We start from the raw sequence: 13,617 nt of genomic DNA, 5'->3' as shown, positions 1-13,617 counted from the left end.
TATTGTGCAACATTGTTATGGATGCTCAACTCAATCTGCTAGTTCTTGAGTTTCTTAATCAATTAGAGAACCGCGAAGTTAAACTATTGGCTTGGGGAGTAGTAGATGGTGGCTTTAACGAAGATGAGGTTGAAGAACTCGCAGAAGAAATCATTCAAACTCAGGATGCTGATCTTAGTGCCTGGGATTTAGTTGATGAGATGCAGGAGCGAAAGCTTCTGTTTGATTTTAATTGGAGAGGAAGACGACTTTATCGAACGCGCATGTATGAGGCTGTGCGGTTGTTTGCGCGGCTGAGGCAGCTTTTTCCTAACCGTGATTGGCAAACTTCACCCACGCTGGTTGCAGACTACCGCTTTTCCTTACGACAGCGAGTTTATCCCAAGCGAGAAATCCAACCCGAAAAAGTAGTCGAACAACTGGAAGCGGAGAAGCTACTAACCTCCGTAAGGCGTACCGCATTGGAAGCTTTGCTGCGATCGCCCAACCGCATCTTAGAACTTGCCGACTTTCAGTTCCGAGCAACTGCCCGCATGCTCCGTGACCTAAACAGTACGAAGAGTCGTGGAATGATTGTCTGCGCTGGCACAGGAACGGGAAAAACTCTAGCCTTTTATTTGCCTGCCCTAACTCATATTGCTGGGTTGATTAAGAAAACAATCTTTTGGATAAAGGCGATCGCCATCTACCCCCGTAATGAGCTGCTCAAAGACCAGTTCTCTGGAACCTATGTTGAAGCCCGTCGTCTTGATGCCACACTCACTGCTCAAGGTCAACGCAAGATTCTGATTGGAGCTCTCTTTGGTTCAACGCCTAGGCGAGCCAATCTAGAGGATTATGCCCTAAAAAATGATTGGGAAGCTGAGCGAGGCGGTTTTACCTGTCCCTATATTCGATGTCCTCGGTGTAGTGGTGCTTTAAGTTGGAGGCGAAGCGACTTAGAACAAGGGAAAGAGCAGTTAACGTGCCTGGAGCCAACTTGTAGTGCAGTGATTCATGAGGATGAGATTGTGTTGACGCGCGATCGCATGATTCAGACTCCGCCTGATCTACTCTTCACGACCACTGAGATGCTCAATCGCTCGCTTGGCGATTCTCGATATGGTCATATCTTTGGGATAAATGCGGCTAAACCTCCTCACCTGATGCTGTTGGATGAGGTTCATACTTATGTCGGGATTCATGGAGCGCAAGTTGCTTACCTGCTAAGGCGATGGCAGCAGCTTGTTGGTAGGCGAGTCCAATTCACAGGTTTGTCAGCGACACTTCGGAGTGCCGCCGAATTCTTCACGCAACTCGTTGGATTAGAACCCGGATCGGTCGAAGAAATTTCTCCCAGTGACGATGTACAACCAGAGGGGATGGAATACCTCCTAGCCCTGAGAGGTGATCCGGTTTCAGGGACGAGCTTACTATCTACCAGTATTCAAACCGCCATGCTGCTGCAACGGGTGCTAGATCCCTCAAACAGCACACCTAGCAACGGTGCTTATGGTTCCCGTGTATTTGCCTTCACGGATGATCTAGATGTCACTAACCGTCTCTTTCACAACCTGCTTGATGCTGAAGGACTTAACAGCTTCGGTCGTCCTATGGCTAAACGCCAACCCTTAGCAAGCCTCCGTACTCATGACGCAACCGCTGCAGCACCGCGTCTGCTAATTGGTCAGTCCTGGTTCCTGTGCGAAGAAATTGGGCATACACTTCAGAATCCGCTTCGGGTTACTCGAACCAGTTCCCAAGATACGGGAGTTGATGCAACCGCAGATATCATTGTTGCTACATCCTCACTAGAAGTTGGCTTCAATGACCCAAAAGTAGGAGCAGTTATCCAGCACAAAGCTCCGCGAGATATAGCATCTTTTCTACAGCGCAAGGGACGAGCTGGACGCAGTAGAGCCATGCGCCCTTGGACGGTTGTCGTGTTGTCTGATTATGGGCGCGATCGAATTGCTTATCAAAGTTATGACTTGCTGTTTGCTCCCACCCTTGAAGAGCGATTACTACCTATCGCCAACCGCTATGTTATTCGCATCCAAGCCGCATTTGCTTGTATGGACTGGATTGCACAGCAGATGCAAGGCGCTCCTCAAGGGAGTATCTGGAAAGACTTTTCTAAGCCTTCTTCCTTCTCACCGCAGCAACAACGTCAGCAACAAGCTAGAACGATTATTCAATCTATCCTTGAAAACGAAAAACAGCAGCAATCTCTAGAAAGCTACCTTCAGTCTGCACTCAAGATTTCTTTGGGAGAGACACAAGCCATTCTGTGGGAACCCCCCAGAGCATTGATGACGGCGGTTCTACCCACCCTCCTCAGGCGACTAGAGGCAAATTGGCAGCGACTCCCATTGCCAGGGGAACCGGAGTTGGACTATCACACGAACGATCCCTTACCTGACTTTGTACCTACGAGTCTCTTTAGCGACTTATTACTGCCTGAAGTTCGCATTGTTACACCCCCCGCCACACAGCAGACGACAGAATCCGCTGAATACTATCTACCTATCCTTCAGGCTCTTAAAACTTTTGCCCCTGGGCGTGTTTCCCGGCGCTTTGGTGTGCAACGTAGCCAGACTAGCCATTGGATTGCACCACCTGAGCTTATTGCTGGAAATCAGACCTTAGCGATCGACCAATATTGTGCTGAGTTTGAGGAAGCTGGCACATTCCAGATTTGGCAGCAGGAAGGAGTTGCAAATATTCGCTGTATTCGTCCCTGGACGCTGAGGGTTGCTCAGATTCCGTCGGAAGTCAGTGATAAATCGAATGCACAACTGCAATGGTATACACAAACTGTCCCACCATCTAGCGGAAATTCTTTGGACTTACCCCAAGGTTCGCTGTGGTTAGAGATTGTTTCTGAGCTTTGTAGCTTTACTCATAACCAGCAAAATCCTTTAGAAGTAAGACGTTTTGCTCTGGGTTCTCAAGCAAACCTACGAGTCAAGCGCAATTGTCAGGTTCAAGAACTAGAAACATCAATTCAGTTTATTGAGGCTGAGAGTGGCAGATCTGCAGGGGTTGGATTTGCTCAAACGGTGGATGGTTTGGTATGCCGTTATCGGATTCCAGAAGGTTTTACGATTAGCCCCTATGATGCCAATCGTGCCAAAGTCTACTCATTCCGCAGTTCTTACTTCAAACATCGTATTTTGCATGATCCTCGCTTAGATGGAATTGCCAACATCTTCCAGAGAGGATGGTTGCACCAGATCTATTTGTCAATGCTGGTCGCCCGTGCTCTAGAAAAAGATATTCCCTTGCCTGAAGCTTTCGAAACGCTGCAAGCAGACGGGGTAGGACGAGCAATGATCGCAGTTCTAGATGGGATTTTTCAGACACTTGCAGTTGAAGAACAAAATGACGAGGGGTTTGGAGGTGACTTAGGTGAAGATGAGGAACAACCAGATCCTCACTTACCTCCGGGTCGTCAACCCACCCATGAAAGACTGCGGGAACTGTGTAACACTTCCCTTGTTCAAAATGTTTTGAATGATTTAGCACAAATTCTGTGGAATCCACCCCATGCAAGGTGGGATGAGTGGGCAAAACAGCGATTCAGTGCAACGCTGGGTGGTGCTTTATTAGAAGCCTGTTGGCAGTTGTGTCCCCAGTTTGATTCAGGAGATTTGCTGCTAGATCTTGATCCTGGTCCGCGATCGCCTGATAGCCCTGCCAAGCCTGAAGGCATTGAAGAAATCTGGTTGACTGAGGCAAGTCCAGGTGGCAGTGGTGTAGTTGAGGAGATCTTGCAACGCTATGCAGCAGACCCAGCAGGCTTTTTTAGATTAGTCGAAAGTGCGCTAGAACCTTCAGATTTTGAAATCATCGACTCAGAGTTGACAAATCTATTGGAGCTAACGGATTCAGATGACTCGATCTGTGATGCTCTCGCTCAGGTTCGAGGTGCAGAGTCCTATCAATCCTTAACGATCGCCAGCGAAAATCTGAGACGTACTTTGTCACATCGAGGTATCCTCGTCACACCCACTGTGATGACAGCCATCCATGCTCGCGTTTTGACTCCAGGCAGTAACGTTGAAACCGATCGCCAACTGCTGAATCTGATTCGTGCCTGGCAAGCAGAAGAAGAGCGTTTAGGTATCGAGATTGATGCACGAGTGTTTGCTTACATCGCTAGCACTCAAAGCCGTTTCACGGATGCACTACTGCCAGAAACGAGAAACAACCCTTATGTCTGCTTTCAGGTACTCTACGGTCGTTTATGGCTCCGAGGCAGCTTAATTCGTAATCGAGCAATCTCGTTCTATAACCCGTTTGCGACCGTACCAGAAGCCGATCGAGAAATCCTATTAGATGTGTTGCAACCCGCAGAAAATGTGGTGAAGTTAGAGGAACCCAATTGGCGTGAACAGGTTGATCAGGCATTAAAGACCGTAGGCGCTGTTTCCTTAATGGCAAAATTGACTGATCGACAAGCCTTAAAGCAAGCCGCTTTACAGTTAATGACTGAGCCAGTAGATGTTGAATTTCTCAATGTATACCCTGTTATCGAAGGTTTCCGCAGAACTGTACAGGGATATATTGTGAGGCTACGAATTCGGGAGGCAGTGCAATGACCCGCTATATTCACTCTCGCTTAACCTCCCGTCAAGTTCCAGACCTCCTTCAAACCATTCTGGTGGCTGAATTAATTGCTCCTAGCCAAAATTTATGGCTCGTTTCTCCTTGGATTTCAGACATCCCAGTGATTGACAACACGGCTAATACATTTCAAGCCCTTGAACCATCCTGGTATCGTTCCAAGATCCGTCTTTCACAAGTTCTTGCTTCTCTGACTCAACAAGGCACGACAGTTTATGTAGCAACTCGCCCTGACTCTCACAACAACAGTTTCTTGGAAACGTTGAGAGCTAAAGCAGATTCAGACTATTTGAGAATCTATAAGGTAGAAGAGTTACATTCAAAGGGAATCTTGACTGATACCTTCTATTTGGCTGGATCAATGAATTTCACGTTCAACGGAATTACAGTCAATCAGGAAACATTGAGCTATGAAACTGACCCAACAGTGATCGCAGAACAGAAATTAAATTTCAGAGTACGTTGGGGAGGTAAGGGATTATGAATGTAGGAGACAGCCTAGAAATTCATGAGTTTTTAGAACAGTTTTTTGGTGAGGGTAACCGGCTGACGCTGGAATGGGCACAAGGAAATCCCTTCCTCCGACCTTGGATTACTCGATTAGAAAAAGGATTACCTTCTGTACTTCCTTGCGCTCGGGAAGCAGGGACGGATTGGTATGGCATTACCTTTTCTGAGCAGCAGTTTCGTGGCTTGCGAGAGGAACTTACTGCCTTTATTGGTCCAACTTGGTCAACCTTTCGAGGACAGAGAGCCTCTCTTGAACTCAGCGATCCCGTTGAAGTGGCGGTACAGGAAATAACCCAAGGAAATGCCTTTAAGTTTCAAGGTAAACGTGATCAATCCAACAATTCAGTGGAAGTCCGAAGTGCTTTGACTAGAATGCTCAAGGTTCTCAATCGCAAAACCAGTGGTAGCTATGAAGCACCGCGAGCGACAGGGCGAGTTCTGCGAGATTTCTATACGGCATTACGAGTGGGCGATCGCTCTACTGCTGAGAAGGAACTTCAATACCTCCGCAATCAAAATCGTCTGGATACTCTGAATCTGCTGTTTCTTCGGGTACAGATGCTGGCGGAACTACAGGCATGGAACGAGTTGTTACGTCTGCCCGAGTTACCCGATTTATTACAGGTTCGTCGTCCCTTTGCTGTTACTCAAGCTGTTATTCAAGCAATCTACCAATGCGAGTTAAGCCGATTTGAAATCACGAATGCAACTCGCAGCGCTGCTGCCTATTTTCAGGAAGCTATCCTACCGAACTATGGAATCCTCTTCACGAACCGAGCTGGTAGCCGAGTTGCAGAGGTTGTGAAGTCTTTCATGCTTTTAGCAGTAGGAAGCGAACCTCCTAACCCAGCTTTGCGAGACGAACTGTTAACCGTTCCAGGATTATCTGAAGCCGATCAGCGATATATGCAGAGTTTGGCAAGGCTTCTGCCGGACACCCTGCCGCCTACACCCCAATCTGATCCTTTAGAAGAAGCGGTACAAGCAGCAGAAATTGGGAACTACGATCACGTTCTAGCCCTTCTTCAGGAACATCCATCCTCTCAACAGTCTGTCAGACTACTACTGGAGGCAGCTTACGAATTGCAAACCCTAGAAGCAGAGTGGGTTGCTCTACAAGCGTTTGATCAACTCTCCAATGAGGAGCAGGATGCAATTCAAGCAAGCCGGAGGAACCGAACCTTCCTTGAGTCGTTGATTGGCAAAGCCCAAACTGCCACGAATGCTACGGCGGATTCTGTACCAACTAGTTGGTTAGAGTGGTTGTCAATCTTAGACCAGAATCCAGCGTGGGAGCGGGCAACCTATAGTGCAAGACAAGGAGCGCAGGAGTGGGATGTGGCGTACTTGCTAGATGAACCAGGAGCGATCGCCCAATTTTTGTCCTTACAGAACTCCGTTGCGGCAAAAGCACAAGAGGCATTACAAAATTCTTTTCCCCATTTACTCAGCTCATTTCAAAAAGATTCAAATTTCCCTCGCCACGAATTTTCACCTATTTATACCGCGATTCTGGATACTCTTGTTTTTGGCATTGTTCCCACTGGGGCAGGAGAGCAACACTTTACTCTCTTCAACGAATTGGTCACTATCTTGTTGGCTCTCGGCGTTGATACCCAGCAGTATACCAACCTACTTGATTACGCGCTCGATTTGTGGGATTACTATCAAGCACCCAATACAATCGATTGGGGATTAGATTTAGTCAATATTTTTGTAGTGCATCCCTGTGCTGATCGAGCTCGGCGATCGCAACTTCTGTTTAAGATTGCTGATAGCATACGGGACTTTACTAGCAGGCTTGACGAGGTTCAATGGAGTATCTTTCGACATCTTGTCAACGACTTAAAACTGGAGGCATCTCTTTCTGATTTGCTTACCCAGCAGAGCAAGACAGAGGGAGATGCAGATCAGAACTCACAGAATATTTTCCAAAAATTAAAGAATAAGGCTGTTTTGATTTACACTCTCACTGAGCCAGTTGCTCAAAGAGTGAAGAGCTTCCTAGAGAATGTTTGTGAGAACATCACAGTTCATCTGAGCCATGACAAGGGAGGAAGCGACCGACTTCGTCAATGGGTTCGTAACGATGACCTAGTTGTGATGGTAACAGCTAGTGCCAAACATGCCGCAACTGGCTTTATTGAGGAACACTGTACTCAAGAGCGGCTATTACGGGTGAACAGCAAAGGCAGTGCTAGTTTACTACGGGAGATTCAGCGATACCTGGAGCAAAAGTAGCTGGGAAACGATGGTCATGTAGGTGATCGCTCAATGTGTCGAGTTTTAAGTTAAGTAGCGCTCGATGTGGAAATCGCAGTCGGATGACAGAATTTGTAGAACTGTGGGGGAAGTGAAGGCGCTCGCCTTCTACCTCACTAAATGACATCTCTTATTTAGAAGGTTGACGGGTCGATTCGGAAAGATTTTCACTAACTGCTATTTTGTCATTTAACGCGTGATCTTTTTTAATGTAGAGTTTTTTGCATCGTTGTTCGGCTTAAAACGCTCTTCCCTATTGCAGGAGGTGACGACTAAGACATAGGGGAGGAACCTCCTGCTTCCTTTCTATAAAACTCCTGCCCTGTCACAGTAGCTAAATCAGACCGACCAGCTTCGATCAGTGCCCGGTCACGGATGCGACAAGAGTCGCATAGGCCACAAGGTTCCGTTCCGCCTTGGTAGCAAGACCAAGTCATCTCAATCGGAACTCCCAGCCGCAGAGCCCGACGGACGATATCCGCCTTGCTATCCAGAACCAAGGGAGCAATGAGTTTTGGGGCAAGCCCCTCAACTCCCACTTTAGAGGAGAGTGAAGCCAGGTGCTGATAGGCAGCGAGGTACTCAGGCCGACAGTCAGGGTAGCCCGAGTAGTCTATTGCATTGATTCCTAAGTAGATGGCCTCTGCTCCCCTCACTTCAGCAAGAGAAAGACCAAGAGCAATAAAAACTGTATTTCGGCCTGGGACATAGGTGGGGGGAATGACATCAGGCTTCACTCCTTCAGTTGGCAGTTCTGTGGCTTGGTCCGTCAAGACTGACCCTCCCCACTGGCTTAAGTTGACCTCCATGACCTGATGTTCCTCGATGTGGAAGGCCTGCGCGATTTTCGAGGCTGCCTGCAGTTCTCGCTCATGTCTCTGACCGTATCGGAACGAAAGAGCAATGAGTTCATAACCATCTGCAATGGCTTGGGCTGCAGCAGTAGCGGAATCTAAGCCACCCGACAGGAGAACGACAGCTTTGGGCTTCATCTTCACCTCACTCTCACAAACTTATGACTTTGCAGGCTAATCCACTAAGAGAGCCAAAGTATGATTCAGGGACAGCCAATGCAGTGCGGAATCTTGAGTATTGCTTCTAGGGTTCTGTGCGGAGACATCACTCCAGGGGTGCTGCGCCACTCTCCAACTCAGAGCATAACAAGGAAGTGTACAGCTTCTGACTGGTTTCTGACAGAAGCTATCCCGACTGGTTTTGTTCACCTTTTAGGTTTCTAGAAACATCTGGAAAGGTAGTTTGTTGATAAACTACTCACCGAATAATAAAAGCTAGAGAGCGTAAGCTTACTTTACCGGGCCCTGCTGGCGAGCGACCCGTAGCCAGGGGATGCAGTATCAGTTGCTTCATTACCGCCGCCCTGGCCTCACCCCTTTAACTTCAGCTCCAGATGAGGTGAGAGTGGCATGACGAACGGGCGACCGGCTTCCCAGCCTTCAAAGCTTGCCCATATGGCTTCTGCACTGGTTGAGGCTAGTCAAACTCAACGAGCAAGCATTGATGCGCTCGTCCAAGTGTCAAGGGAACAGTGTCAGAGTATAGAACCGCTGGTACAGGGTCGGGGGCAATTACTTGAGGATATGAGTGCCATTCGTTCAACCATGCCGCGGGCAGGACACATTGACCGTCCGGTTGCTTTTGGAGGGGCAAGGGCAAGGGTGAGGTCTTGTCTGTTGGCTGGCTTAGGTTATGTGTTAATTTTTACCTAAACGGTCTGAAGGAATTATTTTCCTTGTTTTCTGAAACATATACCTAGCAATGGCTCCAGGCTTTACCTGACTAGGCCAATTTTAGGCCAGCCTTGCACCGATGTGTAAAAAGCAGCTTTCCTACGCTCGTTTGAGGTGCCTGTATCTTCAAAATCAATTGCGAGCAATAGGTCAAAATAGGTCAAGTACGTATCTACCCGCACCCTTCATCACCTTAGAATCAAATTCTACCAAATGTTTTTACTGAGAAAACAGTTGAGAGTTTGTTCTACTCAAAAAGTTGCAAGCAGCATGTAGAGGCACAAGGTTTCCCTAAGTTTGAGGGGCAAGGGCAAAGACTACGGAAAACGTTTTCCGTAGCGGGGCGTAGAGCTAGCTCCATAACCCTAAGACCTCCAAACACGCCTACGGCTTTAAATAAGCCTGAGCCTTCTGTACCTAAGCCTTCTGTATTAGACAGGAGCTGAGGTAACCCCTTACAGCCGTGCACCGGCACGAACTCAAACGGACCTGCTCATCCTTCTCACCCTCATCCAGACCGTTGCCACTCTAATTGGCCTCTGGCTTCAGTAGTGAAATGGGAGGTGAACTGGTGAATTATTGAGCCTCTGACCTTCGCTTGATTGTCTCCCAATGTTCCCCAGCGGCAAAAGAGGAGCGTATGGGCAAGAAGTTCAACTAACTACTACCCTCAGAATCCTGGTCTTTGTCTTGCTCAACAGCTCGCTCCAGAATGTAGGCGGCCAAGTTGCTTAGAGAGCGCTTCTCCCTCTCTGCCCTTTTCCGTAGAGTCTCCATGACATGTTCGGGTAAGTAGACCGAAAGCTTTTGGACCAAAGCAGATTCATCCCATTCGGCGTTCAACACCTCCATCCTCCAAGGTTTCCGTGATTTTCTCTAGTCTAACGTGTTTACGCGTTAGAGTGCGTTACTATAACGTTTGAATTTGCTTAGATGGAGTGATCACGGGAGCTATGAGGGAGTACCCACGTGATGGGGAAGCGAAAGGCCAAGCCTTGCAGGCTGATGGCGAGCTACTGCTCAGTCCTCCTTTAGACAAGGCAGGATCAATTTCCCATGATTTAGAAAGCCGAGCCGATATAAATAACGGCAGTTCTCCAGGCCCTCACCTAACCCTGCCACAGGGGTTTCCCCAAGACACAAAGAAGCCTAAGTTCGGCTTTGGTGAGCGAGTGCATTGGCACAGTGTCTCAACCCAGGACTACGGCACTGTTGTGGGTATGGAGTATGCTCCCGACAACCATCAGCACCTCTGGAACTGGCGCTATACAGTCCAGCTAGATAGGCAAAGCCCATCTAGCACCATCTGCAGCTCAGACTGGGCTTGGGAAAATGACCTTGAGCAATTCTTAGGAGCAGAGCCGCAGGCCTCCCAACGTGATGGTCAATTCAGCGCCCCTGGTAGTGCCCTCTAATGGATGTAGCATCATGAGTGGCAAGCATCTCAGCGACCGAGAACTCACCCTGTTACAGCTCTATAGTGGTTGTTATCTGTCGATGCAGCCCCAGGACTTCTATCTCAAGTGGTCAGTCACTCATGAAGAGATGGCAAGGATCTGCCGTTGCTCTATCTCAACCGTGGACCGCTGGTTCCTCCAAGGTAGAAATCGAAGAGTTGCTGAGCCGATCTATACCTATCGCCTTGCAGAGATGGATTTTCTTTGGGAGAGCTACGAGCAGATTCCTAAAGCCCTGCGTAGACGGTTATGCCGTCAGCAGTCGCAGCAGTCTGAGAACTAGAACCTTGCACCGTGCAAGGTTTTGCTTGCCCTCCAGGCATGGAGGGCTTTACTGTAGCTTCTATCAAAACCTACTGTTTACCTAAAGCTTAAATTGATGGGATTCGACAAAAATATGAATCCCATCGATAGGAATTGATTCAGAGCACTTAGTTCGCACCAGACAATAGGAAAAAATACCGCTCATGGAGTTATTGGCAGGAAATTATCTAACGGTAGATTACAATGGCAGGCCGATTATCTGCGTCACTCTAGATATTAGTGGCGTAGTACCCGAGCTACCTCGGCTGGGCTTCTCTATCAGAACAATTACAGCTCTATGCGGGGTAAATATAATGAGGAGATTCGCCTACTGGTACAAAGCTAAAACTATGATTGCCTGTTCGCACCACTACTATGAGGGTAAGCAAGCTCAAGTTCCGCTCCATAGAGCTTCTATTGACTGCACCCAATTTATTCTTCCTTCTGGTCAAACTTTCTATAGTGATTACATTCGGTGTTTTAAGGGAAGCCCTTGTAACGTTATTGATGTAGCGGACAGTTATCGTCTGTGTATGGATTTGAGGGATGAACCAGGCAGAAAGGTTATTGATCTTAAATTACTTAACCACTTCTGTGACACGTTCAAACCTGCCGAATTCTATGCAGCAGCATATTCCAGCTTAGGTCTTACAGTAGATTCTAGAGCCATCGAAGTCTACTGCAATCAAGCGCCTGTTAGCTGCCCTGAACTCATACATCCATCTATGGATGACACTGAAGATCATACTGAATCGATGAGTAGAATGTCTGAGGAGTCTGTTGCCGACGCTCTATATCGGCGAGAGGGGGGAACTGGAGAAATCAAAACAAAAGCTGGTCATATCGATCTTCTGACTCAAACCGAAGTGATTGAGGTTAAGGCGGTGGAGTCCTGGAGGGGAGCAATAGGCCAGGCTCTAGTTTACGCATTAGACTTTCCAAATCACACGCCGAGGATACATCTATTCGGGCCTGTGCATCCAGACTCGAAGTGTGTTGTAGAGCATTATTGTAAGCTTCTGAACGTGAGGGTGACGTGGGAGTCTGAAGTTATTTCATACTAGATGCAACTCTATTCAGCCATTGCGCTAGTAAAACTGTCTATGTCTTCAAACTGTCTTTAGTCACATTTAGTAAATTAACGCAGGTGACTTGAGTACAGCCTGCTGTTGTAGAGGGCGCAGGCGAGAGTTGCTCTATCTACCCTTTATCCACTGACCTCAAAGCCATGCCATTGAACACCAATGGTTTCCGCGCAAGAACAGAAGCTATCCCAGCCTTCACTTCCTTTCATGCCATTGATGCCGCATACAGGTTGCTAAGCCTGTAGAGGCGTGGGGCTAGCTCCGTGGCTCTAAGAGTTCAAACACGCCCACGGCTTTAAGTGGGCCTACACTCTCTACGCTGGAATGGGCCGGAGTGAGCCGTTCCTGTCGTGCGTCAGCAGAGGCTCAAACAGACCTGATTACCCTTCTCACGCTTATCTAGACTGTTGCTACTCTCGTTGGCCTCTGGCTTTAGTGGCACAATATGAAGATGAATTGGGAGGTTGTTGAACTTTCCAGTTCACTTGATTACCTGGCAGCTAAGCACGTTTCGCTTGACATCTCCCAGCCTCAGCTCGCCTCTTCAGCCGCAGGTCGGCGCTGTTGCGATGGTATGAAAGAGCTGGCTGCTTCAGCCTTCTTGAAACCGTCCTACTGAATGGGTTGAAGCACTTTCTAGTGCCTGCAGTTGTAGCGGTTTGCCATTGCAGGACGAGGGCTATCAGAAGAAAGATCAACTTCAATTTATGCCACAACCTCCTCATCAATGGTTGTGGCTCCAAGTATCATCGTCAGTTTCTAGCATTGGTTGTTGCGGATAGAGGGCTCAGTCTCAATCTTAGACATTATTAACCCCTCTACCCTGTTACCTAGCTCATCATCCTACGTTTGAGTGGGGGCAGTATAAAGGTTTATACTGCCCCCACTCGCTAGGGCCGAGGCTGGCTGATCCGTATACGGTGAGCACAGTTGCCAGAAATTAATACTTCTGTCACTGATCGTCCATTTGTTGTTCGGATTCTAACTGATTTCCCTGTAGTTGTTGATTGTGTGGGATCAACAGCTGTGATAGCTTCTAAACGTTTGTCAATTGCTTCTAGACGCTCTTCAAGGATCCCTCCCTGCAAGGGCGAAGGCTCAGTCGTGCGCTCTATATGAGAAAGTACAGTTCCAAGCTTTTTGTCCAAATTTCTGATATTAGCTGTTTGCTGTTGAACAGCAGCAGCTAATCGATCCAGATAGGCATCAGCATTAACGTTTTCAGGTTGACGCTTAGTCATAAGCATTAGGCTTGAACTAGGTTAATTCTATTATACAGAAGAAATGGATTAAAAAACCATTTCATAAGTCTTTTTATTGTTTCAGAAAACCTAGAATAGACATTTAAAAATTGAAGAGCGAACCCTTTATCATTGTTGTTGACCAGGAGCACGAAACCAGGAGCTATTACCTGGCTAAAGAACATTAGGTGAAGCTCTCAGCTTTAACATTGGTAAAAATTAAAGTATGAAGATAAATATTACGACAAGCTTGTTGAGAGATAGCAAAGAATAGGTGCCAAGAGACATTCGCCTGGTTGGGGTAATATCTCCGTCCAAGTAGGAGCGCAAGCACCTACCCAAAATGAATGAACCAGTAGTTTATGAGGTCAGCATTCGACTCATGCTATGTTCTGCTCCCTCT

Annotated in this window: 10 protein-coding genes; 7 read left to right on the top strand and 3 right to left on the bottom strand. The window is 47.6% G+C overall.

All coding sequences use genetic code 11. The annotated features are described in order from the left end of the window. The first annotated feature begins 17 nt into the window (after positions 1 to 17). The 3 genes from dpdJ to dpdD are packed head-to-tail and all read left to right on the top strand — an operon-like array spanning position 18 to position 7,359. The gene (gene dpdJ, locus H6F94_RS09080; RefSeq protein ID WP_190801917.1) at positions 18 to 4,583 is read left to right on the top strand and encodes a protein DpdJ; all 4,566 of its coding nucleotides are present in this window, start codon (positions 18 to 20) and stop codon (positions 4,581 to 4,583) included. Continuing rightward, the gene (gene dpdK / locus H6F94_RS09075; protein ID WP_242041075.1) at positions 4,580 to 5,092 is read left to right on the top strand and encodes a phospholipase D-like domain-containing protein DpdK; all 513 of its coding nucleotides are present in this window, start codon (positions 4,580 to 4,582) and stop codon (positions 5,090 to 5,092) included. Before dpdJ ends, dpdK begins: the two co-directional genes overlap by 4 nt. Beyond that, entirely contained in the window at positions 5,089 to 7,359 is a 2,271-nt protein-coding gene (gene dpdD, locus H6F94_RS09070) for a protein DpdD (protein ID WP_190801915.1), read from the top strand. Before dpdK ends, dpdD begins: the two co-directional genes overlap by 4 nt. A gap of 293 nt (positions 7,360 to 7,652) precedes the next feature. On the opposite strand, the gene queC is transcribed toward dpdD, so the two are convergent. Next, on the bottom strand, positions 7,653 to 8,372 hold the full coding sequence (queC, locus tag H6F94_RS09065) for a 7-cyano-7-deazaguanine synthase QueC (RefSeq protein WP_190801914.1): 720 nt from the start codon (positions 8,370 to 8,372) through the stop codon (positions 7,653 to 7,655). A gap of 432 nt (positions 8,373 to 8,804) precedes the next feature. Here queC and H6F94_RS09060 point away from each other — a divergent pair, with 432 nt between their 5' ends. Continuing rightward, positions 8,805 to 9,107 carry a hypothetical protein gene (locus tag H6F94_RS09060; protein WP_190801913.1) on the top strand — a complete coding sequence of 101 codons (303 nt, stop codon included), beginning with the start codon at positions 8,805 to 8,807 and terminating at the stop codon, positions 9,105 to 9,107. 678 nt (positions 9,108 to 9,785) lie between these two features. Here the strand turns inward: H6F94_RS09060 and H6F94_RS09055 are convergent. Next, positions 9,786 to 9,974, bottom strand: a complete 189-nt coding sequence (locus H6F94_RS09055; RefSeq protein WP_313949252.1) for a ribbon-helix-helix domain-containing protein — start codon at positions 9,972 to 9,974, stop codon at positions 9,786 to 9,788. 107 nt (positions 9,975 to 10,081) lie between these two features. Between H6F94_RS09055 and H6F94_RS09050 the strand changes: the two genes are divergently transcribed. The 3 genes from H6F94_RS09050 (at position 10,082) to H6F94_RS09040 (ending at position 11,952) form a co-directional block, all read left to right on the top strand. Further along, complete coding sequence (locus H6F94_RS09050; RefSeq protein ID WP_190801911.1) at positions 10,082 to 10,543, top strand: hypothetical protein; 462 nt, start codon at positions 10,082 to 10,084, stop codon at positions 10,541 to 10,543. 13 nt (positions 10,544 to 10,556) lie between these two features. Then, on the top strand, positions 10,557 to 10,868 hold the full coding sequence (locus H6F94_RS09045; protein ID WP_190801910.1) for a helix-turn-helix domain-containing protein: 312 nt from the start codon (positions 10,557 to 10,559) through the stop codon (positions 10,866 to 10,868). 184 nt (positions 10,869 to 11,052) lie between these two features. Further along, entirely contained in the window at positions 11,053 to 11,952 is a 900-nt protein-coding gene (locus tag H6F94_RS09040; protein WP_190801909.1) for a hypothetical protein, read from the top strand. Between the two features lie 911 nt (positions 11,953 to 12,863). Here the strand turns inward: H6F94_RS09040 and H6F94_RS09035 are convergent. Next, the gene (locus H6F94_RS09035; RefSeq protein ID WP_190801908.1) at positions 12,864 to 13,214 is read right to left on the bottom strand and encodes a hypothetical protein; all 351 of its coding nucleotides are present in this window, start codon (positions 13,212 to 13,214) and stop codon (positions 12,864 to 12,866) included. Between the last annotated feature and the right edge of the window lie 403 nt (positions 13,215 to 13,617).

Source organism: Leptolyngbya sp. FACHB-261 (assembly GCF_014696065.1).
Classification (GTDB): Bacteria; Cyanobacteriota; Cyanobacteriia; order FACHB-261; family FACHB-261; genus FACHB-261.
This window is presented reverse-complemented; position numbering and strand designations above follow the sequence as displayed.